The 26,051-nt window shown below is 35.4% G+C and carries 31 protein-coding genes and 1 other annotated feature; of the genes, 14 read left to right on the top strand and 17 right to left on the bottom strand.

Annotated features, from left to right (window positions below):
• The 4 genes from VIG73_RS11795 to VIG73_RS11780 all read left to right on the top strand — a co-directional run bounded on the left by VIG73_RS11795 (position 1) and on the right by VIG73_RS11780 (position 2,645).
• Complete coding sequence (locus VIG73_RS11795; protein ID WP_331642216.1) at positions 1-729, top strand: alpha/beta hydrolase; 729 nt, start codon at positions 1-3, stop codon at positions 727-729.
• Positions 730-883: 154 nt separating this feature from the next.
• Positions 884-1,402: a YjcG family protein gene (locus tag VIG73_RS11790; RefSeq protein ID WP_331642214.1), complete on the top strand. Its 519-nt coding sequence runs from the start codon at positions 884-886 to the stop codon at positions 1,400-1,402.
• Positions 1,399-1,863: a GNAT family N-acetyltransferase gene (locus tag VIG73_RS11785; RefSeq protein WP_331642212.1), complete on the top strand. Its 465-nt coding sequence runs from the start codon at positions 1,399-1,401 to the stop codon at positions 1,861-1,863. The genes VIG73_RS11790 and VIG73_RS11785 overlap by 4 nt, the downstream gene beginning before the upstream one ends.
• 77 nt (positions 1,864-1,940) lie before the next feature.
• Complete coding sequence (locus VIG73_RS11780; RefSeq protein WP_331642210.1) at positions 1,941-2,645, top strand: DUF421 domain-containing protein; 705 nt, start codon at positions 1,941-1,943, stop codon at positions 2,643-2,645.
• Here VIG73_RS11780 and VIG73_RS11775 read toward each other — a convergent pair whose 3' ends face one another.
• On the bottom strand, positions 2,646-2,906 hold the full coding sequence (locus VIG73_RS11775; protein ID WP_331642208.1) for a hypothetical protein: 261 nt from the start codon (positions 2,904-2,906) through the stop codon (positions 2,646-2,648). It abuts the gene before it with no gap.
• Positions 2,907-3,065: 159 nt separating this feature from the next.
• On the opposite strand from VIG73_RS11775, the gene VIG73_RS11770 reads away from it, so the two are divergent.
• Positions 3,066-3,548, top strand: coding sequence for a CotY/CotZ family spore coat protein (locus VIG73_RS11770; RefSeq protein WP_331642206.1), 483 nt, complete (start codon positions 3,066-3,068; stop codon positions 3,546-3,548).
• Positions 3,549-3,598: 50 nt separating this feature from the next.
• Here VIG73_RS11770 and VIG73_RS11765 read toward each other — a convergent pair whose 3' ends face one another.
• Together VIG73_RS11765 and mgtE are read right to left on the bottom strand one after the other, a co-directional pair.
• Positions 3,599-4,048: a CotO family spore coat protein gene (locus tag VIG73_RS11765; RefSeq protein WP_331642204.1), complete on the bottom strand. Its 450-nt coding sequence runs from the start codon at positions 4,046-4,048 to the stop codon at positions 3,599-3,601.
• A 92-nt stretch (positions 4,049-4,140) separates the two neighbouring features.
• Positions 4,141-5,493: a magnesium transporter gene (mgtE, locus tag VIG73_RS11760; RefSeq protein WP_331642202.1), complete on the bottom strand. Its 1,353-nt coding sequence runs from the start codon at positions 5,491-5,493 to the stop codon at positions 4,141-4,143.
• A gap of 164 nt (positions 5,494-5,657) precedes the next feature.
• Between mgtE and prpE the strand changes: the two genes are divergently transcribed.
• Positions 5,658-6,398, top strand: a complete 741-nt coding sequence (gene prpE / locus VIG73_RS11755; RefSeq protein WP_331642200.1) for a bis(5'-nucleosyl)-tetraphosphatase PrpE — start codon at positions 5,658-5,660, stop codon at positions 6,396-6,398.
• A 55-nt stretch (positions 6,399-6,453) separates the two neighbouring features.
• On the opposite strand, the gene VIG73_RS11750 is transcribed toward prpE, so the two are convergent.
• Genes VIG73_RS11750 through VIG73_RS11740 form a run of 3 tightly spaced genes read right to left on the bottom strand, consistent with a single transcriptional unit; the run spans position 6,454 to position 8,806 of the window.
• A complete protein-coding gene (locus VIG73_RS11750) occupies positions 6,454-7,365 on the bottom strand; it encodes an RluA family pseudouridine synthase (RefSeq protein WP_331642198.1) in 912 nt (303 codons plus the stop codon).
• Positions 7,358-8,182: an NAD kinase gene (locus VIG73_RS11745; protein WP_331642196.1), complete on the bottom strand. Its 825-nt coding sequence runs from the start codon at positions 8,180-8,182 to the stop codon at positions 7,358-7,360. The genes VIG73_RS11750 and VIG73_RS11745 overlap by 8 nt, the downstream gene beginning before the upstream one ends.
• 18 nt (positions 8,183-8,200) lie before the next feature.
• Positions 8,201-8,806, bottom strand: a complete 606-nt coding sequence (locus tag VIG73_RS11740; protein WP_331642194.1) for a GTP pyrophosphokinase family protein — start codon at positions 8,804-8,806, stop codon at positions 8,201-8,203.
• A 130-nt stretch (positions 8,807-8,936) separates the two neighbouring features.
• Between VIG73_RS11740 and VIG73_RS11735 the strand changes: the two genes are divergently transcribed.
• The 4 genes from VIG73_RS11735 (at position 8,937) to VIG73_RS11720 (ending at position 11,393) form a co-directional block, all read left to right on the top strand.
• Positions 8,937-9,503, top strand: a complete 567-nt coding sequence (locus tag VIG73_RS11735) for a CYTH domain-containing protein (RefSeq protein ID WP_331642192.1) — start codon at positions 8,937-8,939, stop codon at positions 9,501-9,503.
• Between the two features lie 134 nt (positions 9,504-9,637).
• Positions 9,638-10,033 carry a globin gene (locus VIG73_RS11730; RefSeq protein ID WP_331642190.1) on the top strand — a complete coding sequence of 132 codons (396 nt, stop codon included), beginning with the start codon at positions 9,638-9,640 and terminating at the stop codon, positions 10,031-10,033.
• Positions 10,034-10,050: 17 nt separating this feature from the next.
• Complete coding sequence (locus VIG73_RS11725) at positions 10,051-10,965, top strand: DsbA family protein (RefSeq protein ID WP_331642188.1); 915 nt, start codon at positions 10,051-10,053, stop codon at positions 10,963-10,965.
• A gap of 248 nt (positions 10,966-11,213) precedes the next feature.
• Complete coding sequence (locus VIG73_RS11720) at positions 11,214-11,393, top strand: hypothetical protein (protein ID WP_331642186.1); 180 nt, start codon at positions 11,214-11,216, stop codon at positions 11,391-11,393.
• Between the two features lie 53 nt (positions 11,394-11,446).
• Here the strand turns inward: VIG73_RS11720 and pepF are convergent, their stop codons facing one another.
• Both pepF and VIG73_RS11710 read right to left on the bottom strand, forming a co-directional pair.
• Positions 11,447-13,255, bottom strand: a complete 1,809-nt coding sequence (gene pepF / locus VIG73_RS11715; protein ID WP_331642185.1) for an oligoendopeptidase F — start codon at positions 13,253-13,255, stop codon at positions 11,447-11,449.
• A 67-nt stretch (positions 13,256-13,322) separates the two neighbouring features.
• Positions 13,323-14,504, bottom strand: a complete 1,182-nt coding sequence (locus tag VIG73_RS11710) for a competence protein CoiA (RefSeq protein WP_331642183.1) — start codon at positions 14,502-14,504, stop codon at positions 13,323-13,325.
• Between the two features lie 272 nt (positions 14,505-14,776).
• Here VIG73_RS11710 and VIG73_RS11705 point away from each other — a divergent pair, with 272 nt between their 5' ends.
• Together VIG73_RS11705 and VIG73_RS11700 are read left to right on the top strand one after the other, a co-directional pair.
• Positions 14,777-15,202 (top strand): hypothetical protein, encoded by a 426-nt coding sequence (locus tag VIG73_RS11705; RefSeq protein WP_331642181.1) that lies wholly within the window; start codon positions 14,777-14,779, stop codon positions 15,200-15,202.
• A gap of 51 nt (positions 15,203-15,253) precedes the next feature.
• A complete protein-coding gene (locus VIG73_RS11700) occupies positions 15,254-16,267 on the top strand; it encodes a hypothetical protein (protein ID WP_331642179.1) in 1,014 nt (337 codons plus the stop codon).
• Positions 16,268-16,324: 57 nt separating this feature from the next.
• On the opposite strand, the gene mecA is transcribed toward VIG73_RS11700, so the two are convergent.
• The 3 genes from mecA to VIG73_RS11685 form a co-directional block, all read right to left on the bottom strand.
• Positions 16,325-17,014: an adaptor protein MecA gene (gene mecA / locus VIG73_RS11695; protein WP_331642177.1), complete on the bottom strand. Its 690-nt coding sequence runs from the start codon at positions 17,012-17,014 to the stop codon at positions 16,325-16,327.
• A 310-nt stretch (positions 17,015-17,324) separates the two neighbouring features.
• On the bottom strand, positions 17,325-17,720 hold the full coding sequence (gene spxA, locus VIG73_RS11690; RefSeq protein ID WP_331642175.1) for a transcriptional regulator SpxA: 396 nt from the start codon (positions 17,718-17,720) through the stop codon (positions 17,325-17,327).
• A 257-nt stretch (positions 17,721-17,977) separates the two neighbouring features.
• Positions 17,978-19,186 carry a putative glycoside hydrolase gene (locus tag VIG73_RS11685; RefSeq protein ID WP_331642173.1) on the bottom strand — a complete coding sequence of 403 codons (1,209 nt, stop codon included), beginning with the start codon at positions 19,184-19,186 and terminating at the stop codon, positions 17,978-17,980.
• Positions 19,187-19,325: 139 nt separating this feature from the next.
• Positions 19,326-19,500: a binding site (T-box leader), on the top strand.
• Between the two features lie 62 nt (positions 19,501-19,562).
• On the opposite strand from VIG73_RS11685, the gene trpS reads away from it, so the two are divergent.
• The gene (trpS, locus tag VIG73_RS11680; protein ID WP_331642171.1) at positions 19,563-20,555 is read left to right on the top strand and encodes a tryptophan--tRNA ligase; all 993 of its coding nucleotides are present in this window, start codon (positions 19,563-19,565) and stop codon (positions 20,553-20,555) included.
• Between the two features lie 14 nt (positions 20,556-20,569).
• Here trpS and VIG73_RS11675 read toward each other — a convergent pair whose 3' ends face one another.
• From VIG73_RS11675 to VIG73_RS11650, 6 genes are all read right to left on the bottom strand, one after another.
• The gene (locus tag VIG73_RS11675; RefSeq protein WP_331642169.1) at positions 20,570-21,334 is read right to left on the bottom strand and encodes a DUF3603 family protein; all 765 of its coding nucleotides are present in this window, start codon (positions 21,332-21,334) and stop codon (positions 20,570-20,572) included.
• Positions 21,335-21,425: 91 nt separating this feature from the next.
• Positions 21,426-21,638, bottom strand: coding sequence for a hypothetical protein (locus VIG73_RS11670; protein ID WP_414648408.1), 213 nt, complete (start codon positions 21,636-21,638; stop codon positions 21,426-21,428).
• A 108-nt stretch (positions 21,639-21,746) separates the two neighbouring features.
• On the bottom strand, positions 21,747-22,985 hold the full coding sequence (gene fabF / locus VIG73_RS11665; RefSeq protein WP_331642167.1) for a beta-ketoacyl-ACP synthase II: 1,239 nt from the start codon (positions 22,983-22,985) through the stop codon (positions 21,747-21,749).
• Positions 22,986-23,025: 40 nt separating this feature from the next.
• On the bottom strand, positions 23,026-23,964 hold the full coding sequence (locus VIG73_RS11660; protein ID WP_331642165.1) for a beta-ketoacyl-ACP synthase III: 939 nt from the start codon (positions 23,962-23,964) through the stop codon (positions 23,026-23,028).
• Positions 23,965-24,081: 117 nt separating this feature from the next.
• Positions 24,082-25,035 (bottom strand): BMP family ABC transporter substrate-binding protein, encoded by a 954-nt coding sequence (locus VIG73_RS11655; RefSeq protein ID WP_331642163.1) that lies wholly within the window; start codon positions 25,033-25,035, stop codon positions 24,082-24,084.
• Between the two features lie 35 nt (positions 25,036-25,070).
• Positions 25,071-25,631 (bottom strand): hypothetical protein, encoded by a 561-nt coding sequence (locus tag VIG73_RS11650; protein WP_331642161.1) that lies wholly within the window; start codon positions 25,629-25,631, stop codon positions 25,071-25,073.
• Between the two features lie 199 nt (positions 25,632-25,830).
• Between VIG73_RS11650 and VIG73_RS11645 the strand changes: the two genes are divergently transcribed.
• Complete coding sequence (locus tag VIG73_RS11645) at positions 25,831-26,010, top strand: DUF2929 family protein (RefSeq protein WP_331642159.1); 180 nt, start codon at positions 25,831-25,833, stop codon at positions 26,008-26,010.
• Positions 26,011-26,051 lie beyond the last annotated feature (41 nt).

The following is a 26,051-nucleotide window of genomic DNA, read 5'->3' as shown; positions in this document are numbered from 1 at the left end:
TTGAGTAGAAAAAGAAAAGGTAAAATGCTAGAACAGACGATTGAAAGTGACTTTTTAAAGGAAAAGATGAATGTTTTAATCTATTTGCCGGAAGCATTTTCACCCATGAACACGTTTCATGTTTGCATCATGCAAGATGGAGATGATTACTTTCAACTCGGACGTGTCGCTACTGTTAGTGACAAACTTCATGATGAAGCAGATATTGAGGATACAGTTTTTGTCGGTATTCACTATAGAGATAAGTATGACCGTCGTAAAAAATATCATCCGAATGGAGAACAGCAGGAAAATTATTTTCGCTTTTTAACCGAAGAAGTTGTTCCTAAATTAGATCCTTTACTGCCCCACCAATTAACACAATCACGGGCACTTATGGGGGACTCACTTGCCGGGACGTTAGCCTTAATGACCGCTATGAGACGTTCAGATTTATTTTCTAAAGTCATCATCCAATCACCATATGTGAATGATTTAGTCATGCATACAGTCAAACAAGCAAATACCATTCATACGTTAGAGATATATCACACTATCGGAACAGCTGAAACAAATGTACAAACGCTCGTTGAGTCGGACGTTGACTTTTTAACACCGAATCGCGAACTTTATTCCCTTTTAAAAGATAAAGGACCTGTATATCATTATAAGGAAATTGAGGCTGGCAAGCATACTTGGAAATATTGGCAAGAAGACATGCCCCACGCATTACAGACAATGTTTGAATAACAAGAGGACACCCTCTTGTTTATTCAGTTAAATGTTAATTATTTATGTAAAAATGAAAAAACTTGCTATATATATTAAATAATTTGTTATAATGGGAAATAAACTATTTCTTAATAGTTATTTTTAGAATAATCCAAAAGGAGGTTTTACACATATGAATTACGGAATCGCCTTATTTCCTAATAAAGCCATTCAAGATGAAGCAAACTCATATCGTAAACGGTATGATACGCATTATGCTTTAATTCCACCGCATATTACAGTTAAAGCACCATTTAAAATGGAAGACTCGGAAAGAGATGAATTGATATTAGAACTTAAAAAAATTGCAAATGAAACAAAGCCGTTCCCTATATCAATTCAAAAAGTCAGCTCGTTCCAACCTTTATCTAACACCATCTACTTAAAAGTTGATCCAATCGATGAATTAATTACACTACATGAAAAATTGCACACAGGAAAATTCCCAAAAAATCATGAACACCCTTTCGTCCCTCACATTACAATTGGACAAAACATGAATGATGTGGAATTTTCCGACGTCTTTGGTACTTGCAGAATGAAAAAATTTGATCTTAAAGATACAATTGATCGCTTCCAACTCCTTTACCAATTAGAAAACGGTTCTTGGACTGTCTATGAAACATTCGTTTTCGGTGAAGAAAAAATATGAATATTAAAGTAGCTGAAACTGACATTGAAATAAAAGATGCACTTAACATTCGAAAAACTGTTTTTGTAAATGAACAACAGGTTCCATTATCAATCGAAATGGATGACCATGACGAAGAAGCCATCCATTTCATCGGCTATTTGAATGAGGTACCTATACTTGCGAGCCGTTTAAGATTTGTCGATGATTATGGTAAATTAGAACGCATTTGCGTGTTAAAAGAGCATCGTGGTAAATCATTTGGTCAGCATGTTATTCATACAATGGAATCAACTATCAAAGATCACGGCTACACTAGAGCCTTATTAAATGCCCAAGAACACGCCATTGGCTTTTATGAAAAATTGGGGTATCGTGTTAAATCTAAACCATTTATCGATGCAGGCATATCTCATGTCACAATGGAAAAATCTATATCCTCGAGGCAATCATTTAAAAAGCAACAAAGCTACAATCAATAGCTTTGTTGCTTTTTTGTTGAATATTTACCGCTGTAATGGAAAAGGTAAAATTACCTTCTCCATAAGGAATGATAATAATGAAATACATGTTCATGTTTATCGATACTATTTTTAGTTTCATCGCTTTATTTATTTTAACGAAATTACTCGGAAAGACCCAAATGTCACAATTAACCCCGTTTGATTTTATCGCGGCAGTTGTTCTTGGTGAACTTGTCGGTAATGCTCTATTTGATAAGAATGCTGGTATTACTGAAATTGGATTTTTAATTATCCTCTGGGGACTTCTTCTCTATTCTGTTGAAATGCTGACTCAAAAATATCGAAAATCACGTTTTCTTTTAGAAGGAAAACCTTCACTTGTCATTCATAAAGGGCAGATTATGTTTGAAGAAATGAAGAAAAATAAAATAGATATTGATGAACTCAAACAATTACTTCGATCAAAGGATGTTTTTTCCGTGCGTGAAGTAGAATACGCCATCATGGAATCGAATGGAGATTTGTCGGTTCTAAAGAAAGCAGTTTTTCAAAATCCTGTTAAAAAGGATTTTAGTCTTTATGGGGATGCAACATACCTCCCCTTTACAATTATTAGTGATGGAGAAATCATTGAAGACAATTTTAGAGAAGCGAATTTAACGAAAGAATGGCTCGTACAAGAATTAACCAAACAAAAAGTTGATCGTATAGAAGACGTGTTATACGCCGAATACACAGAAAACGAACCACTTTTTATTCAGACTTATACCGAAAGAAGCAACGAGAATAACAATAATTAATTACACACAACGATCTAAAAACAATCCCTTACCAGTCATCGCTGCATCTTTCTTTCTCCTCTGATGGTCTGGAATATACAGTTTTCTTTTCTTGTTAGCAGCTTTTCCTTTTGGAGGGAAAGCTTTTTTTAATTGCTCTTCCTGAGGACGTAAAATGACTTTATAAGGATGGTCAATATATATGTGATTTTGCTTAGTATGAATAACACGTTTCTGATAATCATTTGCTACATAATCAACAATCGGTAATCGATACCCCATGATTCTCCCTCCTCTCACTTTTATTATATCACAATTGCACCACACATCAGAATTATTGCCCATTTTAATAAATTAGCTTCTTACAAACATTTGCCCACACAATCCCTTGGCAGGTTCATATCCTAATAGGGAATAATCAATAGAAGGGAGCATTTATTTATGGGTTGTGGATGCGTTAAAAAGGATAGAAGAAATTGTGTATGTGATATTGTTAAGGAGATTATCGATGCCCAAAACGATATTACGGAGAACTGCTGTATAACGAGCTGTGAACAGTCAATTAATGATCTTTTAGGTGAGGAGGCGCCAGGAACCGGATTAGATACGGTACCAATTATTTTATATTGTGAAGGAACTTGTAAACCATTCCAAGGATTTGGTGCTTTACCGAAAAATGACATTGACAGTGTCGGTAAATTAAAAGGAAGCTTTATCTTCCGGCCGAAAAAAATCCTCGATGACTGTTGTGCTGTACTTGAATTAGTTCGTTCAAGAGATGAAGCACCAGATAAATGTGAATTCAAGAGCCCATGTGAGCAAAAAACAAGAAATTTACAAGCAACTGGAATTTGTATCACTGTTGACTTAAAGTGTTTTTGCCACATCACATGCTTACCAGCCGTTTCATTGTTTAACAATTAATAACAAGATGCCATTGAAAAGTGGGAATCCCCCGCTTTTCAATGGTTTTTTTATAGTCTCCCCAACCCTAACATTTCGACATGCATAATATCTGCAACAGATAAACTGACTCGCCTTCTCTGAACAATCATAACGACCGTATCATCTTCAAATGATTGAATGATCCCACGATACTTCTTCTCATTAGCTATAATTTCACAACGAAGTTTAGGTGTATATTTTGGGTTACGGGATAGATAAGTTAACCTTTCGTTTATTGTCATATCCTGAAATGATTTGGATTCTTCTGTATTAATAGGTGACATTTCAATGTCATTGTCCGTCATTTCTGGTCTAGTTAACCTTCTTCGATAAGGTATTGCTTTTCTTGTTTGTCTTTTTTTCATTGTAGAAGACTCCCTTCTCGTAATTGAATGATTTTGCATATGTGCTTCTGGAGTTTTCATATTAGGCTGATGGACATAAAGGATTGGATTATGTGATGTTTGGCGTTTGGACATTTGATTTGACTCCTTTCTGAACGTTTAATCATTTTATTATATGAGCCTAATCTAAAAATGTGTGCAAAAGAAAAAGAGCACCAAATGTGCTCCTACTCAAGAAGTAAATTCATAAAGGCGGTCGCAATCCCAAAATAAATGACGATGGAGATGATGTCATTTATTGTTGTGATAAATGGTCCTGATGCAACAGCGGGGTCAATTTTTAAGCGTTCCATTATTAACGGGACTAAAGAACCGGCTAAAGTCGCTACTGTCAATGTAATCATGAGTGTTACACCGACGAGTATTCCTAAGTAAAACTGACCCTTCCATAATGCAATAATACCAAAGATAACTGTTCCACAAACAATCCCGATAATTAGACCAGTACCCGCTTCTTTAAGAATCAATTTAAATTTGTCACCTTTTCCATATTCTCCTGTTGCTAGCCCGCGCACAGCTACAGCTAATGCTTGTGTCCCAGTATTTCCAGCTGTACCAGCAATAACTGGTATAAAAGCCGCGAGTAAAGCAACCTGAGCGATTGTATCTTCAAACATACCAATTAGACTTGCTGTCAGCATTCCTAAGAAGAGTAAAATAATCAACCAAGGTAGACGCTTTCTAGCCGCAGCGAATGGATTGTCATCCGGACGGTCAACATCAACTGCTGCTAACTTTGAATAATCATCACTTGCTTCTTCATCCATAACATCCAGTATGTCATCTACAGTAATAATTCCTAAAAGATGTTTTCTAAAATCTACGACAGGTAAAGCTAAAAAGTCATAATCTCGTATCATTTGCGCAACTTCTTCTTGGTCTTTACCTACTGAAACATAGACAACATTTTCTCCCATTATATCTTCAATTTTTGTATCCTCGTCAGAGATAATTAAATCACGTAAGGATAAAACGCCGACTAAATGTTTATCTTCATCAATAACATAAAGGTAATAAATCGTTTCCGCCTCAGGTGCATCTCGTTTTAGTTGTTGTAATGTATCTTTAACAGTCTGTGACTTATTGATGGCAACATATTCTGTTGTCATTATACTTCCAGCTGTTTTTTCCTCATAATGGAGAAGCTTCTTTATTTCATTAGCAGCTTCCTCGTCCATAATTGTTAAAAAGCTCGCGACCTTGTCTTTCTCCATTTCATTTAAAACGTCGACTGCATCATCTGTCGCCATTTCCGCTAAAACGACAGAAGAAAAGCGGGGATCCATTTCAGAGATAAATTCCTCTGTATCATATAAGTCAATATGTTCCATTAAGTTAGCAACTTCGAATGGTGATAAGTAACTATATATTTTCATTCGTTCTTCTTTAGCTAATTCCATATAAAACACGGCTTGATCATATGGATGCAACTCTAAAAAATAGGTGCGAAATTGTTCAATCGCTTCTTGCTCTAATGCTATCTTTATTTTATGAAAATGTTCTATATCCTGTTTTCCCATGCGAATGACCCCATTTCTTGAACAAGGAAATATATATTAGGTAATAGATTATAATAATGGTAACACGCTTTTTCAAGTATTATTTAGTATCTACTCTATGGTATACGATGGTAAACTTTTCTTCAAGAATCCAATAAAACGAATAAAAAATGTAGGTGTTTAGTATGAAAATTGATGTTATTGGTGATATTCACGGTTGCTACGAAGAACTCCAACAATTATTGGTAAAGTTAGGTTATGCATTAACCAGTGATGGATGGACTCATCCTGATCAGAGACAGTTAGTCTTCCTCGGAGATCTCACAGATAGAGGGCCAGATTCATTATCAGTTATTCGTCTTGTTTATCAATTAGTCATAGAAAAAGGTCTTGCTAAATACACACCTGGCAATCATTGCAATAAATTATATCGTTATTTTTTAGGTAATCCAGTTAAAATACAACATGGACTGGAAACGACGGTTAGAGAGTATGTAACATTAAACGATCGAGAACGTCAAAAAATAAAACAACAGTTCATCACCCTTTATGAAACGGCTGATTTATATTTAGAATTACCTCAAGTGAATGCAATTATTGCCCATGCTGGCATAAAACAATCACTCATTGGCAAAAAAACAAAGGAAACTAAATCTTTTGTACTCTATGGTGATACTACTGGAGAAGTTGATGAAAATGGTAGGCCTATTCGTAAAGACTGGGCTCAACATTATAAAGGAAATAGGTGGATTGTTTATGGACATACACCTGTTTTAGCACCAAGAATTGTCAATCAAACGATTAACATCGATACTGGCTGTGTATTTGGTAATACCTTAACCGCGTTTAGACTACCTGAAGAAGAAACCGTTTCTGTCCCCTCTAAACAACCATATGAAGCTGACCGCTTTCGTTCTTTTGATTAAAGATTTCCCAGTTGTTCAATCATTCCTCAATAGTATAAAATGATGCGACCTCATGCTAACGTGAGTCATCAGATTTGGTCGCATTATTCCCCATCTTAATTAATCGGAGCATATCAGTTGGAATAGGTGATTGGAACACTAAATACTTGTTCGTAATGGGATGCAGAAAAGATAGCTCTGAACAATGTAAAGCATGGCGTTCACGAAAACGCCCACCATATAAATCATCACCTAATAAAGGATACCCTAAATATGACATATGTACTCTAATTTGATGGGTTCTCCCCGTCTCAATCTCAATATTTATGATTGAATATCCTTCTCTTTCCCTAACCACTTCATAATGTGTTACCGCATGTTGCCCATCGCTTCGTACCATCCTTTCAATAATCGATCCTTCTTTGCGCCCAATCGGTTGATTAATCGTTCCTTTCTTCTCATTTAAAGTCCCTTCAACAATGGCAGTATATCGACGTACAATATGACCTGTTTGCTGCATTTTTGCTAACAATGAATGAATATATCGATGTTTAGCAATTAATAATAGGCCAGATGTATCAACATCAAGCCTTGTCACAACATGGACCGTATAGGGTAAGCCCTTTTCTTTGTAATACGCTAAGACACCATTAACAATGGATGATTTCGGATGATTCATGGATGGAATGGATGCCACTCCCGCTTGCTTATTAATGACGATTATCGCTTCATCTTCATAGACAATATCAAGTGGCATTCGTGTCGGTTGTAGCGTATCACTTTTTTCAATTGGTAATGAGATGCTGAGTCTGTCTCCCTCTTTTATGATAGCTCTTACTGTCTGCTCTTCATCATTTAATCGTATCTTTCCACCATCAAACTTGACAGCTTTTAAAATCCGCCGTGAAAATTGTTTCTCCGCTTTCAAGTACATACCAATCGTCATTCCATGACATGCAGGTTCAATTACCCACTCCAATTTAATCATTTGAACCTCTAAATGTCTTATTACCATCAGCAATGAAAGAATCGCGGACACGATTCCAGAATGGTACCGGGCGATATCTTGCAAAGCGAATCTTTTCATCAGCTACACGACAGCGAATTGATTTAATATGGCTATATTGTTTTGTTAAATGGTCAACTGTAATTAAAAAGCTCCGATTAGCGGTCGGTTTCAAGATGCACGGATGATGTTTCGGTAAAATAAGCGGTGATCCAATTGTTCTAAAGACCCGATTATTTATCGATGCCATTTCTGTTAATTGAATGGCTTCTATTGAGGGATGGATAATGCCGCCGCCTAAAGCTTTATTATATGCAGTACTCCCAGATGGTGTCGAAATGCACAGACCGTCTCCACGGAATGTTTCAAAATGTTCCCCTTTTATTTCGACATCTAATACGACAGACCCATCAGCTGTTTTAATCGTCGCTTCGTTTAAGGCTAAAAAGCTCGTATCCTCTTTTCCTGAATGAGAGTGAATGTCAACTTGAAGGAGAGGGTATTCGACTACTTTATATGGTGTCTTAGCAATTTCGATAATTAATTTTTCAACTTCTTTCGGTAACCAATCAGCATAAAAACCGAGATGTCCCGTATGTACCCCAATGAAAGCCGTCTTATCTAAACGATGAACATAACGGTGAAAAGCTTCAAGAAATGTTCCATCTCCACCAACTGATATGACTAAATCTGGCTCTTCTACATCATATACAAGATCAAATTCTGTTAGATAACGCTTCATCGTCTGTTGAATATCGTTAGAACGCATATCCCCTTTAGAAACAATCATAAACTTCATGAGATTACCTCCCCAAAATTATTTTTGACGAAATAGTCGTTGTGCTTCTTGAACTTCATCACGTATTTTTGACATTTCTTCATCAAGCATAAATGCTGCTTCTGCTGCTATTTTAAGTCTCGCTTTAATCTTCTCTGGGATACTTCCTTTATATTTATAATTTAATGTGTGTTCATTGGTCGCCCAAAAATTCATCGCTAATGTACGAATTTGAATCTCCGCTAATACTTCTTTCATCCCATGAATTGTTTCAACAGGGTATTCAACAATAATATGATAGGATCGATAACCACTCTCTTTGTTCTTTTCAATATAGTCTTTTTCGGCAACAATTTTTAAATCTTTCCGTTCACGGATCATATTAACAACCATATAAATATCCTCAACAAATGGACAAACTACTCGGACACCTGCTATATCTTGAATTTCTTCAATCTTATTTAATGGTATTTGTTTTCTTTCTGCTTTCTCTAAAATACTTTGTACAGGTTTAACACGTCCTGTAATAAATTCAATTGGAGAATGTCTAGATTCATATTCAAACTGCGTACGCATTCCCTTTAGCTTTATTTTTAACTCCTCAACAACTTGTGCATAAGGGGCTAAAATGGCTCCCCAATTCATATCATTCACCACCTATTTCTTGTCCATTCTTTTCTTATTTTAACATAAGTTGACATAGTGGATAACTTTTGCGTATTAAGTTGATTTTAGCGATAATTGAATAAGAGTTAAAAGTGAATGGAGACGAGAAATGAAACAAGAAATTGAGATTGAATTTAAGAACTTATTAACAACCGAAGAATATAACTTTTTGCTAAATGCACTCCCCTTTCCAAAAGAAGGAAAGGAACAAATTAACCATTACTTTGAAACCGAATCATTTGATTTAAAGTCATGTCACAGTGCCTTACGTATTCGCGAAAAAGAAGGGAAATTTTACTTAACATTAAAAGAACCATATGAGTCAGGACTATTAGAAACGCATGACTCTTTAACTAAGAATGAAGTTTCACAATGGATAGCTGGAGCAATTATTCCAAAACCGAATACATTAAACCGTTTGAAACATTTAAATATTAATCCTACTGAACTTCAATATTTCGGTAGTTTAACAACGATACGCCGACAGTATGAAAGAAACGGATTTATTTTTGTATTAGACAAAAGCATGTACAATGGATGTACGGATTATGAGCTCGAGATTGAAGCTCCGTCATATTCAACAGGTAAAACACTTTTTTTAAATTTATTAGAGCAATATAAGATTAAGCAAAAGACAACACCTAACAAAATCGAACGATTCTTTAACAGTAAATGACAAACATAATATTAGATAATTTGCTGAAATGAGTAGACGTTGTTACAATGATATATACAAAATATTTGAAAGACTATTTTTATGATTTTGTAATATTTATCATAGAAACCATACTAAAGTGAGGGATAAAACCAATGCTACAAGATACACTAAACAGACCAGGCACAATTTATGAAGCAATTGGTGGTGATTCAACGATTAAAGCGCTTGTTAAAGCATTTTATAAACGTGTAGGGAACCATCCTTTACTAACACCTATTTTTCCTGAGGATTTAACAGAAACTGAAATCAAACAATATTGGTTTCTGAGTCAGTTTTTTGGTGGCCCTAAATTATTTAACGAAAATAGAGGACAGCCGATGATGAAAAGAAGGCATCTACCTTTTGAAATTACACCTTCTAGAAGAGATGCATGGTTGGATTGTATGGCTAAGGCTTTGGACGAGGTACAAATTGAGGAGCCATATCGTACGGTGATGTTTGAACGCTTAACACTAACTGCTCATCATATGGTCAATACATCTGTATAAAAGAAAGGAGAATCGGTGTGATTTGGAGTCAATCTTGGTTAGTTAACTCTAAAGAAACAAACACATCGGCTGCCTATCCCTCTTTTAATTTAGCTCATAAGCCAATTGAAATATACGTCTTTCTTGATCCACAATGTCCTGAATGTTGGACTATTGAACCGTATTTGCGGAAACTATCTCTTGAATATGGGCGTTTCTTTACTATTCGCCCCGTATTAAGCAATCGTAATGGGGTATTGAGTCTCTATCAACTACATGTATCTAGAAAAATTAGGGAAATTTACCGATTGTCTGCTAAAAATTTTCATCTCAACAGCTGTACAGATGTTGAATCACATAATCTCATTCATACACCAGATATGATACCTTTGGCCATTAAAGCGGCTGAATTACAAGGTAAACGAGCTGGTAAACTTTTTTTAAGAAAGGTTCAGGAAAAACTATTTCTAAAGCAACAAGATATTTCGCACAAGACGACACTGCTTAAATGCGCAAATGAAGTGGGGATCGATTTAGAAGAATTTAAAAAAGATCTTTATTCCTATGCAGCTAAAAAGGCGTTACATTCTGATATTAAACTAACTTATGAAATGGATATCGACCATTTGCCATCAATCGTCTATATGAATCATAAAACAGATGAACAAGGCATAAAAATATCAGGAATTTATCCATATGATATCTATGTTCGCGTATTAGCAGAAGTGATGAATGGTCACCCTATTCCATCTGAGAAACCACCTTTAATCCAATTCATTCGATTTTATAAAATAATTAGTTCTAATGAAATAGCAATTATATATGATTGGCCACTAGAAAAAGCCGAACGCGAACTTAAAAAGCTACAACTTAAACAATTAGTCAAACAAATATCGGGTAAAGATGAATCATTTTGGGGATATATTGATCAAAAATCATATCAAAAAACATAAAAGAGGATATACGGGGCAGCGTATATCCTCTTCTATTTCTCACGGTCTTTGTATATTATAACAAAGGGGGATGGGAGAAAGATTCATGATCAAACAAAGGGGTTTTGTTTGTGATTCATCTCACAATTATATATTAACAAGGTAATCCATAGATTTCAATCCCTTTGTGTAACCTTTCACAAATTGTTCACTTCTATTTTAAATTTTAGTCACATATGGTATAACAACCATTTTTTCGGAGGGATTTTATGCGTGAGTTTATGCCATTTAGCTTTTTAATCATAACGATCGTCTCATTCTTCCTTAATATTTTAGCCCTTATGCAACTCATACCACTCTATTTTACATTACCACTCCTGTTTTTTTCAATTTATTTTACAATCTTTTCATTTACACATCGGCGTGTTTATCGGGGAAAAATGCGATGAAGGAAAGTATATATATGACTATAAAAGGGGCCTATCATTCAGCCCCTTTTTAATTACTTTTGTAGTAACTGTTCCATTTTCTTCAGGTTTTCTTCAAACACATCTAATGCATCTAAAATCGGTTGTTTTGAGGTCATATCAACGCCAGCTCGTTTTAGTACCTCGATTGGATAGTCACTGCTACCTGCTTTTAAGAAATCAAGATAGCGCCCAACCGCACCTTCTTCTTTCGATAGGATTTTATGTGCGAGAGCTGTTGCAGCAGAATAACCTGTCGCATATTGATAGACGTAGTAATTGTAATAGAAATGAGGAATTCTTGCCCACTCTAATCCAATTTCATCGTCAGAAATAACGTTCGTACCAAAATACTTTTTATTTAGATTATGATAAATCTCCGTTAATTTATCAGCCGTTAAAGCCTCACCTTTTTGCATTCTTTGGTGTATATCATGTTCAAATTCCGCAAACATTGTCTGACGGAAGACTGTTCCACGAAAACCTTCTAGGAAATGATTTAATAAATAGAGCTTTTGTTTTTCATCATCTAAATGATTGAGCATATAATCATTTAATAATGCTTCATTACAAGTTGATGCAACCTCCGCTACAAAAATAGAGTAATTTCCATAACGATATGGTTGTGTTTTTCTTGTGTAATAACTGTGTACAGAATGCCCCAGTTCATGTGTCAATGTAAATAAATCATTGACTGAATCTTGCCAGTTAAGTAAAATATATGGGTTTGTCCCATATGCTCCTGAAGAATAAGCACCGCTTCGTTTTCCAACGTTTTCTTCAACATCAATCCAACGGTCTTCAAAACCTTGTTTTACAATGTTGACATAGTCCTCACCTAATGGTTGTAAACTGTCAAGTACGTATTGTTGTGCTTCTTCATACGGAACCTTCATATCGACATCTGTTACAAGCGGTGTATAAATGTCGTACATATGCAGCTCATCCAGTTCAAGTACTTCTTTACGCAATTTTAAATAACGATGTAATAAGGGTAATTTCTCGTTGACTGCTTCAACTAGGTTTTCATACACTTGTTCTGGTATATTATTTCCATATAAAGCAGCTTCACGCGCAGATTGATAACGACGTACCTTTGCGTTGAAATTATTAGCTTTAAGATTTCCAGTTAGTGTTGATGCAAATGTATTTTTATATTTTCCGTATGTATCATACATCGCTTTGAATGCTGCTTTACGCACATCTCTATCCTTCGATTCCATAAAGGTGATAAAACGACCATGAGTTAATTCAACCTCTTCACCATTTTCATCCTTAATCATTGGAAATTTTAAATCAGCATTGTTTAACATGCCGAATGTTTGTGAAGAGCTTGATAGCGCATCTGATGCTTCTGCTAGTATTTCTTCTTCACGTTCACTTAGAACATGTTCCTTTTGACGTAAAATACGCTCAATCGTATGGTCATAAAGTTTCAATTCTTCTTTTTCATCTAAGAATGACTTCAGGCGTTCCACATCCATACTTAATAATTCAGGCACGATAAAACTCATCGTACTGTAGGCTTGTGTTAATACATGGTCTGCTTTTGCATTTAATGCTTGATAAAATGAGTTCGTTGTATCTTGATCATAACGCATATGAGCATATGTGTAGAGCTTACCAAGTCGTTCTGATAGTTCATCTTGTAATTTAAACACTTGATACACTTGCTCAGCAGATTCATGGAGTGTACCTTGTAATTCTTTCATTTTAGGCAAATCAGTTTGAAGCTTTTCTAACTCTTCTTCCCATAATTCATCTGTTGCAAAAATATCTTCTAAATGCCATGTTCTTTCTTTTGGAACATCGCTTCTTTTCTGTAATGTTTTTGCTTGTGACACATTTCATTCCTCCTTTAATATGATTATTAATCATTTTACTGCATTCAAAACTTTCTTTCAAAATATTTCACTTCGGTTTGCGAAGTTTTTTCTCAAGTATGTCTATCAATTTTTCGTCCTCTTGAAGCGATTCCTCAATATGACGAGTAGGTTGCATCTCTTTCATTTTACGATAAACATTGGAATTTATACGCTCTAATATATCTAATTTAACGAGTAGATCCAAATATTGTTGAATTGGTTCTGGTGGCGCTACTAATAGGGGATAATCTGACTGACAGATGCGCATTGTTTGAAGTTGATGTATACATGTGTTTAATGAAAAAGTTTGACCAACTTGGAGTGGACGTAACGTCTTAACATATAAATAACTTTGCCATATCTCAAGAGGTGTTTTCATTAAATAGGAAGAATAGACAGGGAGATAAATGATAGATGGTAAATGTTCCACATGTAAATGATGATGATATAACCATTCTTGCCACTTACGTTCTCTTCCAGCTAATCGATAACGTGGCCTAAGCCTAAATCGCCTTTTTTCTTCGCTCCATAAAAGAATTAACTCTTCTTTATCAAATTGGTCATTTCGAAATAAATCTGTGAAAGTTACTCGGTGTAGAGGGATATGTCTTATTTTAGCTAATGCGCGGGTTTGCTGGGTTAGATGGATATCTGATACAACTGTGAATAATGAGGCTGTTGGATTAAAGTAGTATAAAGTCGGTGGGAATCGTGGATTTAATTGATGAATAAAGTGGCGGGTAAAGGTGTCCATTCGGATATGTGATGGACCTAATCGCTTCAATAATTTGGTTCCTAAAATCCAAATCGATGTGAGTCCTGCTTTCTGATAACCTCTTTGTCTACCGATAACTGATGCAACTGGGAGGCGGACACATTGATATTCAATCGGGATTTGCCTTTTCTTCCATTCTAAAAAAAGATCAGCTCGTTGTTTAATTGACTCAAAGTAAACCTCCAGTTGAACTTGGTTTCCTTGTTGTTTTAACCAGTTATAAAGTTTCATTTTACCTGTCTCATGATATGTTCCTTCGCCCCCCTGATTTGAAGGACAAGCTGATTCTGCTTGATGTGAAAAATGGGGTATGTTTATTTTACCAGCCTTGATGATTAGCTTTTCATTGCAATCGGGACAGAAAAAATCATCTTGTTTTAATCGCTTAATTTCTTCACGTGTCAAGGTAGCTAACGTAATCACCTGACCCGCATGATTGATAGCTGATAACATAATCAATCTCACCTCGTATAATTATATTCGACACGTTGACATGGATTTCCTGCTCTATTTATCAAATGACCATTTTAAAAAATATGTCGAAATAAGTCGAATGAGTTTTCTGTATTTTGGTTGAATTATGTATGTTATAGTAGTATGATTGTAATTGTAAAATATAAAGGCAAATAAATGGATATGACTGCGGACCAGCAGCTGTCCAACAAAATTTAAGCTTTCATAAAAATTCATCCAAAGGTTTACCATCGCAAAAAACAATTGCTAAGTTGGCTGGAACAACGAAAGCAGGCTCCTCATCGTACGGACTTAGAAACGCACTCAATAAATATGCGTCAACTTATAAATTTAAGTCTAAATATGTTGTTGGTAATGTTACACTTTCTCAACAAGGAACTTGGGAATCTAGAATTAAAAACAATTTAATAACTAAACGAAAAGCACCTATATTATTGTATGAAACACGGTATTTAAAGCGATATAAAGGTAGAAATATAGGACATTATAACTCAATACAAGCATGGTCATATAATTATAAAACTGGACTAAAGCGTGTTAAAAGTGTCGATCCTCATTATAGTAAATCCTACTTTGGAAAACATTGGGATAATGTAGGTTCGAGTAAGAAAAACGGAGCTTTCCGCTCAACAGGAAAAGCTTATCGTAAAGGTGGCAATCCAAATATGGTTTATTAGTATAATTATGAATACTCATTTAAGCTATGTCAAAAACTGAAAGGTGAAAAAATGGACCGTAATATATGGAAGTTTATCACTCTATTTTTTATATTTTTATTAGTATCCTGTAACACAACGCAAGATAACATGGTGCTAAATCTTTCAGGGTATAATAGCCCATCAAATATTGCTATGCATGATCATTATTTGTTTATTCCAACTGCAACAAAGGATGAAGATTTTGCAAACAAAATAATTGAAATAAATCTAGATGACAAAACTGAAACCATATTTTATGAATCAAAGGCACCCTATCTCGCTATTAATGATCTAATGGTTAATGATCATTATATGACATGGGTAGAGTCTGAAATATCGGGTTTAATGGCTAGAATTATTCTTCTAGATCGAGAAACAAATGAAACAAAAATATTATATGAAGCAGAGCCAGATGATTTAGAATTAGTCGCCCCTTTTTTAAAAAGCAATATCGTCGCTTGGATTCAAAGAGATCATGACAATGATGATGCCCGTGTTGTCATCTATGATATTGACAAAGATAACTATGAAACGATTGGTAAAGTATATGAGCATTCCTTTTATAATAATTGGGTTTATATTGATGGTGATTCTATTTACTGGTCCGATATCATAAATGATGAAAATTATTTTGTCTCTTATAATATGAAGACAAGTGAAACCCAAAGTTATCAATCTAAACAAGGGACACCTGGGTATATAGAAGTTAGTGGAGATTATTATTACGCTCTTGAGTTCAAAGATCACCGAGATTGGGTGACAAATCAATTAACCGTTACAAATGTGAAGAAGGGAGAACATACAGTTATTAGCGAAACTTGGATTACGAAGTATCTTTCATTTGGAGAAGAAGTTGTATACTTAGACAACGAACAAGAGAATCTCTTTAAATATAATGTTCGAACAAATGAAATCACAAAAATTGACACGAACCTAGAACGATTAGATTTTATGACACCTTCCTACGATAGAAAGCATGTCATTCTTAGTTATGATGATCCAGATACCAAGGAAATTCACATCGAAATTATTCGTATACAATAAGATATAAATAAAGAAGCAAGCGCTACTCCGCTTGCTTCACTCTTCTTATTTCATATCTCATGCTGAAAAATAATATCGTACATTTTCAAATACGTTATTTGCAAAAATCTCCGCTCCATATTCTTCAAGGACATGAACGGTGACATCCGCCTCAGTTGCAAATTCAAGCATTCGACTGATTAAATCCTCTTTACGCTCATCATCTACCCATTCATCTAAAAACTCAATATACATGTAGTATTGCCCTTTATAAGCATATAGTCTATTAATGATTGGATCTGTCACATCACTTACATAGTGACTAAGCTGAATAACATCCTCAAAATCTTTGAATCTAGCAACCATTGAGAAATAATCTTCCCCTAATTCAACATCATCATCTTCTGTTTCTGTTTCTGCTTCTGCTTCATTAAATTTTTCCTCTAAAAGCTTTTCGACCTGATTATGCTCAAGAGCATCCATATTCTTAAGGCCTTCAATTGAAACAAGATTTTCATTATTTTTTGCCATATTCGCTTTTGTCACAATGACTTCTAAGCCTTTATCCATGGCTTGCACTTGAATCCATAATGGTCCTTCTATGTCAAATTTTTCATGGTCATTGACTTCCTCCATCATTTGCCAAAAGAGTTGTTCACTGCGTTCGCGATTATACCATATCTCTTCACGTTTAAAGCCACGATCTTCTATATCTTGATATGTGACAAAGAATTTAATTGTGTGATCATTAATCCTCTCTATATCCATGTTACCCTCTCCCTTCTAAACAAATCTTTTAAGGGGAACACCGTTTTTTCACTTGCGGTGACCGCTTGGACATGAAATATCCCATATATTAAAATCTGTTTTTTGTTAGCTTATATCTATTGTATGAAACATCATCCATTTTGAAAATTCAAATGCCTATATAAGATGCTTAAATTAATATTTTACCGTGTTCTTTAATAAATGTCACTCTTATAGCTTTTCATTGACTAATGAATCGAAAATGAATATAGTATAATAAAAGCGAAGACCAAATCGTATGTGATCTCCGCTCATATTGAGTCTTTCTCATTTAGTTAACCATGCGTTGTGCTTCACGTAACTGGAAGGTGCGAACCGTTCTTGGCAAGAAGCGGCGAATTTCATCTTCGTTATAGCCTACTTGGAGACGTTTTTCATCTAAAATAATCGGTCTTCTGAGTAATCCTGGGTTTTCCTGAATCAGTGTAAATAATTCATTTAGTGGAAGTGTCTCGATGTCCACATCTAACTGCTGAAAGACCTTTGAACGAGTGGAAATAATTTCGTCTGTCCCATCCTCAGTCATGCGTAAAATCCCTTTTATTTCTTCAAGCGTTAACGGCTCTGAAAAAATATTTCGTTCTTTAAATGGAATGTCGTGCTCCTCTAGCCATGCTTTTGCTTTTCTGCAAGATGTACAGCTCGGTGAGGTATAAAGTGTTACCATATGATACGTCACTCCTCATATTGTATCTATATTTATCATCTACATGAACAAATAGCTTATTAAATAATAATAAGTTTAAATAACCTCATGTATAAGTATACTATAAATGTCAAGTAAAAGGTAGGGGGTTTTAAAAGAAATATACAATTTTACTTATTTTTTAGTATAACTTCACATATTTGTAACATTCCCAAATACAAACAGATTTAAACCCCTATTTTAAAAAAGAAGGTAGCTAATAAAAGCCACCTCCTCCGTTATTTCACTAAATAATTAACATTTTTCGTATACGTATTGGCTGCATTCCATAATAAAAATTCATTAATCCCGTTTTCCTTTAATGCTTTAATTTGTGCCTCAACCTCTTCTTTCCCATAATAAAATGGTTTTGAACCATTATACAACCATGTTGCACTAAAGTCTTGGATCCACGGTCTAGATATTGGTGGATTTTTTAGTTTTGCTAAAACATTATTTTCAACCTTAGCATATTCTGAAACGAGGCGGTATGGTTCTTTATCAGGAACTGGAATGCCAAAGAAATTGTTCCCCCAATGACTTGGATAAATCATTGATGAAATAACATCTACATTTTCTGATATTTTAGAGAAGTTCTGTCCGATTCCTGGTGTCTCAGGAATTGTCGCTGCATAACCAAAAATATCGACAGACACATCCACATCATAATAGGCCAGTTCTTTTTTGGCGTGTTGGACGAAATCTGTTACAGCATCAACCCGACGCTGTACGGAGTCTTTTTCAGAATTCTTATAATCTCCGAGACTGTATTTTAGCAATTCGTCACGTGTTTCAAATCCTTCTGGGAACCTTACATAATCAAATTGAATCTCTTTAAAGCCCATCTCAGCTGCGAGCTTAGCAATTTCGATATTGTATTCCCATACTTCTTTTTCATATGGATTAACGAATGCTTCCTCTCTCCGATTAACCCATACTTTCTCACCGTCCAAAAAAGATAGATCTGGACGTTTTTTAGCTAAATACGTATCTTTAAAAACAACGATGCGTGCAATCGGGTATATTTCTTTCTCTTCAAGTGTCTTCATTAATTGTTCAGGGTCTTTAATATAATTTGATCCTATGTTTTTAAATGGTGAGTCTTTTTCAGGTGTAAATGTCAAATAGCCAAAATCATCTTTAATGTCAATGACCATCGCATTTAAGTCAGTGTTATCAACTAAGTTTAATAAACTTTGAAATTGCTCACCACCAACTGAAGGGCCTGTCACATAGATTCCCCGAACGGCGTCAGGATACGAAAAATCATACCCCGATGAAAATGTATATCGTTTAAAACGCTGATCCGGATCCAGCAATTTTATTTCTGTTTGTTTCGTCTCATGAAATGACACATGTAGAGGTTCTTCCGCATATGTAATTAAAGGAAACAATAAAACAACACTCATGATAAAACTCATCACTATATTTAATATGTTTTTCCTCATGATTTCCCCTGCCCCCAATCAATCTATTTATCTATTATATCGAAAGAACACTGAACTGTGAATCCTATTTAAATGATTATGTCTGTTTATTTACTTGCCTTTTTACTTTAATCTAGGATATAATGTAACAAATTGTATATAAGTGGCTATGAAGAAGATGTAGTACAGTTGTCCTCTGGTTTTTAGAGAACTTGTGGGTGGTGTAAACAAGTACCATGGCAATTTGGAAGTGGGCTTTGGAGCTGTATTTTAATGAAGTGGTCTTACAATGTAAGATAAATTAGGGTGGCACCGCGGGTTCATTCGTCCCTTTTTAGTGAGGGAAGAATGGGCTTTTTTTGTTGTCTCAACATATTATTAAAATGGAGTGATGTAAATGAAAACCATTTTTTCAGGTATTCAACCGAGCGGTACATTAACATTAGGAAATTATTTGGGTGCACTAAGACAATTTGCTGACCTTCAAGATGATCATGAATGTTATTTCTGTATTGTCGATGAACACGCAATCACTGTGCCGCAAGATCGTTTAGAACTTCGTAAAAATATCCGTTCTCTTGCTGCGCTTTATTTAGCAGCGGGCATTGACCCCCAAAAATCAACCTTGTTTATTCAATCCGAAGTTCCTGCACACGCACAATTGGGGTGGATGATGCAATCAATTAGTTATATCGGAGAATTAGAGCGAATGACTCAATTCAAAGATAAATCTGAGGGGAAATCTGCTGTTTCTGCCGCCTTATTTACGTATCCAGCTTTAATGGCAGCTGATATATTGCTTTATAACACCGATATCGTTCCTGTCGGTGATGACCAGAAACAACATCTGGAATTAACACGCGATTTAGCACAGCGGTTTAACAATCGCTATAATGACATTTTCACTATTCCAGAAGTACGTATTCCTAAAGTAGGTGCTCGGATTATGTCCCTACAAGACCCGTTAAAGAAAATGAGTAAATCAGATGAAAATACTAAAGGTTTTATTTCGATGTTGGATGAACCAAAACAAATTATTAAGAAAGTAAAGAGTGCTGTCACTGATTCTGAAGGAATCGTTAAATACGATAAAGAGAACAAACCTGGGATATCAAATTTATTAACAATTTACTCAGTTTGTACAGGAGAATCGATTGAAACCCTGGAACAGAAATATGAAGGAAAAGGCTACGGTGAGTTTAAACAAGATGTAGCAGAAGCTGTTGTCAACCTGTTAGAACCGATCCAAAAAAGATACAATGAACTGATTGAATCCGAAGAACTTGATGCTATCCTTGATGAGGGTGCAGAAAAGGCATCATTTAAGGCGAACAAGGTGTTACGTAAAGCTAAAAAAGCAATGGGACTTGGTCGCGTTAAAATAAAATAAGAGAGTAGCTTAAGCTACTCTCTTATTTTTTGATTTCTTCTTGACGTTTGTTGGACATCTTCTACTTCCCATAATTTTTCTAAAAATGGATGCCCTTTAATTAATTTTTGACATAAATCTTCATGTGCTTTACTCCAACCTAATTGGACACCTTGATACAATTGATTCCAAACCTCCGCTTCATTCATAAAGCGAATCTTAGAATACTGTTTAGGATCCCATTCTGTCAACCAGTACCGTAATTCATCTAGATGAGCTGTTGTTCGAAGTTGATCTAAAGCCATCATTAATAATTGTTTAAGTTGGCGCTCTCTTCTTGTTAATCCAATAACAAGATCGGGTGACATCGACAGTAGATGATATTCCTTTTTATGCTGTACAATAGGGAATCGTTTCACCTTTAAACTTTTAATCATATCATAAATATTTCTTTCTTGTCTCGGGATTAATCGACTCTTCCGAATTGGAATTTGATAACCAATTGTATCAAACGCTATGATATCATTACCATCTGTTACAACACATGCATAATCAATAACTTTTCTTTCCATCCCTCGTCTCATATAAGATTGACGATATATATTATCTAATAGGGACTTCGGAATATCTTGCATATCATTTTCAATATAATGATAGAGCGATTCTTCTATGTATAGGAGAGGAATTTGATCCAATAATTCGATTTTATCTTGGCGACGCCATTCATGAAAATACGGTACATTATATCCGTTCTCCTCACCTTCAAACCAGTTCACCCATACATCATGTAATAATTGCATATCACTACCCTCACTTTTGAATACTTTGCTCTGTTAGTTCTAGGTAAAGCCTGCCTGTCTTACCATTAAGTATGACCCAACAGAAAGGATTTTATTCGATGTTGTGCGGAATACATTTTAGTGATATGGCCATCAATATAATGCCTAAGGGTAAGAAATAACATTCAATTCGCCGGCTAATAAACTCTAGATATTCAATCCAGGATACACCGGCTGGTAGAAAATTAAAATAAGCAATAATCGATACCCCACCGATAATGGCTAGTCCAAAACCAATTAAAAAAGAAAAAATATATCCAATCATCACAATCCCCCATACTTGTCCACTTAACTTATCTTATGATTAAGTCCCTCTCTCTTATGCCGATAGAAAAAAGGTTGACCGTGATGAGGATCAACCTTTTATGTTCGTTTATTCATATTTTTTAAAGATAAGAGAAACATTATGCCCACCAAATCCAAGTGAATTACTCATGACAACATTTACTTTTTCTTCTTTAGCTTGATTCGGTACATAATCTAAATCACATTCAGGATCTGGCGTTTCATAATTAATTGTTGGGGGAATGATTTGATCCATAATTGATTTTACAGAAATAACCGCTTCTACCCCACCTGCTGCTCCAAGTAAGTGCCCAGTCATTGATTTCGTTGATGAAATCTTGAGATTGTATGCATGTTCACCAAAAACGGTCTTAATGGCTTCCGTTTCATATTTATCATTTAAATCAGTACTTGTTCCATGTGCATTAATATAATCAACTTCTTCTGGTTTCAATCCAGCAACATCTAACGCTTGTTTCATAGCGCGTGCTGCACCTTCTCCATTTTCAGCTGGAGCAGTAATATGGTAAGCATCACCTGTAGCTCCATATCCAACAATTTCGGCATAAATAGGTGCTTGGCGCTCTAAAGCAGATTCTAATGTTTCTAATACTAAGATTCCAGCACCTTCTCCCATGATAAAACCATCGCGATTTTTATCAAATGGACGACTGGCTCGTTTAGGATCTTCATTAAAAGATAGGGCACGCATTGATGAGAAACCAGCAAAGGCCATATTTGTAATTGGAGCTTCTGTTCCACCGGTAATCATATAGTCAACATCGCCACGTTGGATTGCCCGAAAGGCATCTCCAATTGAGTTTGCCCCTGATGCACAGGCTGTTACTGTACAAGAATTAATTCCTTTTGCACCGAGCTGAATCGACACTTGCCCTGCAGCCATATCTGGAATCATCATTGGTACGAAAAACGGGCTAACACGGCGATAGCCTTTTTCGTTAAACCTCATGAATTGCTCCTCATATGTTTGCATACCACCGATTCCCGAACCAATCCATACACCAACGCGTGCTGCATTTGAATCATCAATCGTTAGCTTGGCATTTTCAACTGCCATTTTACTAGCGGCAACAGCATATTGTGTAAAAGCATCCATCCGTCTAGCTTCTCTTTTGTCGATATAGTCATTTGGATCAAAGTCTTTAACCTCTGCGGCTACTTTAGCAGGAAAGTCATCTTTATTAACACGCGTGACAAAGTCGATACCTGACTTTCCTTGAATCAAATTTTCCCACATCGTTTGTACATTATTTCCAACAGGTGTAACAGCTCCTAGTCCCGTTACGACTACTCTTCTTTCCTTCATGTTCATCCTCCTATAATCAATTGCTTTTTAGAATAATAGGCTATTTTCCCCAGCGTAATGCGACTGCTCCCCATGTGAGACCCCCACCAAAACCTACAAGAACTACGAGATCATCTTCCTTAATTTTACCCGATTGAACACTTTCAGATAAAGCGATCGGAATAGAAGCCGAGGAATTATTTCCATATTTTTGAATCACTTTAGCCATTTTTTCTTCTGGGATTCCTAAACGCTCACGAGCTGCATTCATAATGCGAATGTTAGCTTGATGAGGAATTAAATAATCGACATCTTCTTTTTTCAATCCAATTTGCTCGATAACATTAACAGATGACTGTGGCATTTGACGGACAGCAAACTTAAATACTTCTCTTCCATTCATAGAAATATAGCGATTTTCATTTTGATATAAATGCTTCGTACCTGTCCCGTCAGCACCTAATTCAAATGAGAGGATTCCTTTTCCTTCTGATACCTCACCTAAAACGACTGCACCTGCTCCATCACCGAATAAAACGCATGTATTTCGATCTGTCCAATCCGTTATTTTGGATAGTTTTTCAACACCTACAACTAAAACACTTTTATAAGTATGGGTTTCAATAAACTGTTTACCAGTAATCATACCATACATAAATCCAGCACAAGCTGCACTTAAATCCATCGCGGCTGCTTTCTTTGCACCGAGGCGTTCTTGTAGCATACATGCAACTGATGGAAATGGTGTATCCGGTGTGACCGTTGCAACTAATATTAAATCAATCTCTTCAGCCTTCACCTGTGCATCTTTTAATGCTCTTTCAGCCGCTAGATATGCCATATCCGATGTATCCATATCATCTTCTGCAATTCTTCTTTCCTCAATCCCGGTTCGTGTCCGAATCCACTCATCGGTTGTGTCGACCATTTGTTCCAATTGTTTGTTCGTTAACACTTTATCCGGAACAAAATGCCCAACTCCTAATACACCTACACCCATTTAGACATCTCCTCTATTAGTAAAAGTTAATATCAATCATTATGACTTGGTACTAATTTTAAGCGATAGGTAGTAATTATTCAAGAATTAACTACCTATCCAGTTTCAAATCAGCATTTAATATGGGAGTAACCCTGTTTCGTGATAGTCCTCTAAAATTCGATTAATTTTATTCTTGATGTATTCAGGAACTAAAGGGCTATATTTACCTAAAGATACAATATCTTGTTCATGTTTAAACGTATATACAGTACCTTTTAATGTACCTTTTGCCTTTTTATCCGCTGCATAAAGATAGAGACGGTCAATATTCAATAATGTACTTGATAAAACATATTCTTGTCCGACATCAGACTGATCCATCATATAACCAACTGTATAAAACCTGTCTTGACTGGCTTCCTTGATTATTTGAGGACTAAATATGTCATTTGCCGGATAAATCACATCGACATTTTCTTGTTTAAGTGAAAGGTAACGATCACGTATGCTATCCTTATTAGTCATTTCCTGAATAAATTCAACACGGACATCACATCTTGGGTTAGCATGCTTAACCCCTTCATAAAAACCTTCTATTTCTGGTTGCCACTCATATGCTGCAAGTATTGCTACCTCATTCGTTTCTGTCATTTCTCCGGCAAGAAGCCCTGCAAAGAATCCGAGGGCATGGACATTTACATTTAAACTTGTCACATTATCACTCGTATAACCACCATTAAAATACACGAAATGAATATCGGGATAATAACTTGCTATATCAACGAAGTATTTCCCGTAGTTACTACTATGACCAAATAGTAAATTGACACCCTTTTTAGCAAAATCATCAACTGCTTGTAGGACATCTTCTTCTGTTTCAATATTTTCTTCATAATATATTTCTACATCCGTATATTTATCCTCAATATGCTGAATACCCTTATATCCAAGGGCATCCCACCCATACTCGCCAACCTCTCCTTCCGTAATTAACCCTACCTTATAGAGTTCTCCACGTTCTGAACTACTACAGCTAGACAATAAAATCAAGATTATAATTATGACGAATATACCTAACCCCTTTTTCACCTTATGCACTCCTTCATTTGTCAAGCTGCTCCACTTTACGATATATGGTAAAAGCGGTTATAGCGCTGGTAATGTTTTTTTAAGCGTTTTACAAAAATATGCCTAGGTCTATTGTCACGAATAAACAAGTAATTTTCAAGGTTTTTAGTTCTGTTAGTCGCCATTTTATTAGATATTACATTTACTACGGGTGGTAAATCATGCTTTTTTAATAATAATGAAATAAAGACAGGTAAGAAATCGTCAATATCAATAGCTTCTTTGTTAAATTGATCTGAAGTATAACTTATATGGTGTTTTCCCGTGTGAATCCCTGAATCATCAAGGTTCATCCACTCACCTACTAAGAAGTGTACAATTAATTGAGTAGTCTGATGGATTGTTTTCGTATTTTTCTTTATTTCAATAAGATGTGTTAATGGTTGTGACGTTTTTGTAACAATTATTTTCGTTCGATTCCATTCATTATCATCAACAGCTTCGATACGAGTAAACGAGGCGTTTCGTCCTAAGAAATCAAGAAGAAATTGTTCTTTTTCTCCATTAATCTTACTAAACCCTTTCACTTCAAATCCTTCTTCTAATAACCGATTCACTATATGGAAGCCAATCCAATGAAAACAGTTTGATACTAAAATATGTCACACATCCTTTCTATAACACTATATTATCTGTTTTTGAACAAATGCTTTCATTTTATGATTTGTTTTGTTAAAATGTATAAAGAAAACAGTTCATATCCAGATGACTAAGCTTTCATTTGGATGTTACCTATTACTTGAACGAGGTGTTAACATGCGTTATATAATGACAATCATATGGGCTCTATTAATCGGGAGCGTCCTTTCTTATGTATTAACAAGTATGGCTGGAGATCCGTTTAATTTAAATCAAGCCCTCATTCTTTCATCCATTATTGCAGTTCTTATCTTCATCATGAGCGGTGTTATTAAAGACTCCAGTCAAGAACAATAAGAATGAACATGTATCTTGCATGGGAAACCCTTGCCTAGGCA

This window comes from Cerasibacillus sp., from assembly GCF_036516575.1.
In the GTDB taxonomy this organism is placed as follows: Bacteria; Bacillota; Bacilli; order Bacillales; family Amphibacillaceae; genus Cerasibacillus.
The sequence above is the reverse complement of the archived record's forward strand: the minus strand, read 5'-3'. Positions and strand labels throughout refer to the sequence as shown.

What these genes read in the sequence shown, in the direction of transcription:
- VIG73_RS11790 (WP_331642214.1), top strand. Translation starts at nt 884, where the DNA reads ATGAATTACGGAATCGCCTTATTTCCTAATAAAGCCATTCAAGATGAA.
- VIG73_RS11785 (WP_331642212.1), top strand. Translation starts at nt 1,399, where the DNA reads ATGAATATTAAAGTAGCTGAAACTGACATTGAAATAAAAGATGCACTT.
- VIG73_RS11780 (WP_331642210.1), top strand. Translation starts at nt 1,941, where the DNA reads ATGAAATACATGTTCATGTTTATCGATACTATTTTTAGTTTCATCGCT.
- VIG73_RS11775 (WP_331642208.1), bottom strand. Translation starts at nt 2,906, where the DNA reads ATGGGGTATCGATTACCGATTGTTGATTATGTAGCAAATGATTATCAG.
- VIG73_RS11770 (WP_331642206.1), top strand. Translation starts at nt 3,066, where the DNA reads ATGGGTTGTGGATGCGTTAAAAAGGATAGAAGAAATTGTGTATGTGAT.
- VIG73_RS11765 (WP_331642204.1), bottom strand. Translation starts at nt 4,048, where the DNA reads ATGTCCAAACGCCAAACATCACATAATCCAATCCTTTATGTCCATCAG.
- mgtE (WP_331642202.1), bottom strand. Translation starts at nt 5,493, where the DNA reads ATGGGAAAACAGGATATAGAACATTTTCATAAAATAAAGATAGCATTA.
- prpE (WP_331642200.1), top strand. Translation starts at nt 5,658, where the DNA reads ATGAAAATTGATGTTATTGGTGATATTCACGGTTGCTACGAAGAACTC.
- VIG73_RS11750 (WP_331642198.1), bottom strand. Translation starts at nt 7,365, where the DNA reads ATGATTAAATTGGAGTGGGTAATTGAACCTGCATGTCATGGAATGACG.
- VIG73_RS11745 (WP_331642196.1), bottom strand. Translation starts at nt 8,182, where the DNA reads ATGAAGTTTATGATTGTTTCTAAAGGGGATATGCGTTCTAACGATATT.
- VIG73_RS11740 (WP_331642194.1), bottom strand. Translation starts at nt 8,806, where the DNA reads ATGAATTGGGGAGCCATTTTAGCCCCTTATGCACAAGTTGTTGAGGAG.
- VIG73_RS11735 (WP_331642192.1), top strand. Translation starts at nt 8,937, where the DNA reads ATGAAACAAGAAATTGAGATTGAATTTAAGAACTTATTAACAACCGAA.
- VIG73_RS11730 (WP_331642190.1), top strand. Translation starts at nt 9,638, where the DNA reads ATGCTACAAGATACACTAAACAGACCAGGCACAATTTATGAAGCAATT.
- VIG73_RS11720 (WP_331642186.1), top strand. Translation starts at nt 11,214, where the DNA reads ATGCGTGAGTTTATGCCATTTAGCTTTTTAATCATAACGATCGTCTCA.
- VIG73_RS11710 (WP_331642183.1), bottom strand. Translation starts at nt 14,504, where the DNA reads ATGTTATCAGCTATCAATCATGCGGGTCAGGTGATTACGTTAGCTACC.
- VIG73_RS11700 (WP_331642179.1), top strand. Translation starts at nt 15,254, where the DNA reads ATGGACCGTAATATATGGAAGTTTATCACTCTATTTTTTATATTTTTA.
- mecA (WP_331642177.1), bottom strand. Translation starts at nt 17,014, where the DNA reads ATGGATATAGAGAGGATTAATGATCACACAATTAAATTCTTTGTCACA.
- spxA (WP_331642175.1), bottom strand. Translation starts at nt 17,720, where the DNA reads ATGGTAACACTTTATACCTCACCGAGCTGTACATCTTGCAGAAAAGCA.
- VIG73_RS11685 (WP_331642173.1), bottom strand. Translation starts at nt 19,186, where the DNA reads ATGAGGAAAAACATATTAAATATAGTGATGAGTTTTATCATGAGTGTT.
- trpS (WP_331642171.1), top strand. Translation starts at nt 19,563, where the DNA reads ATGAAAACCATTTTTTCAGGTATTCAACCGAGCGGTACATTAACATTA.
- VIG73_RS11675 (WP_331642169.1), bottom strand. Translation starts at nt 21,334, where the DNA reads ATGCAATTATTACATGATGTATGGGTGAACTGGTTTGAAGGTGAGGAG.
- VIG73_RS11670 (WP_414648408.1), bottom strand. Translation starts at nt 21,638, where the DNA reads ATGATTGGATATATTTTTTCTTTTTTAATTGGTTTTGGACTAGCCATT.
- fabF (WP_331642167.1), bottom strand. Translation starts at nt 22,985, where the DNA reads ATGAAGGAAAGAAGAGTAGTCGTAACGGGACTAGGAGCTGTTACACCT.
- VIG73_RS11660 (WP_331642165.1), bottom strand. Translation starts at nt 23,964, where the DNA reads ATGGGTGTAGGTGTATTAGGAGTTGGGCATTTTGTTCCGGATAAAGTG.
- VIG73_RS11645 (WP_331642159.1), top strand. Translation starts at nt 25,831, where the DNA reads ATGCGTTATATAATGACAATCATATGGGCTCTATTAATCGGGAGCGTC.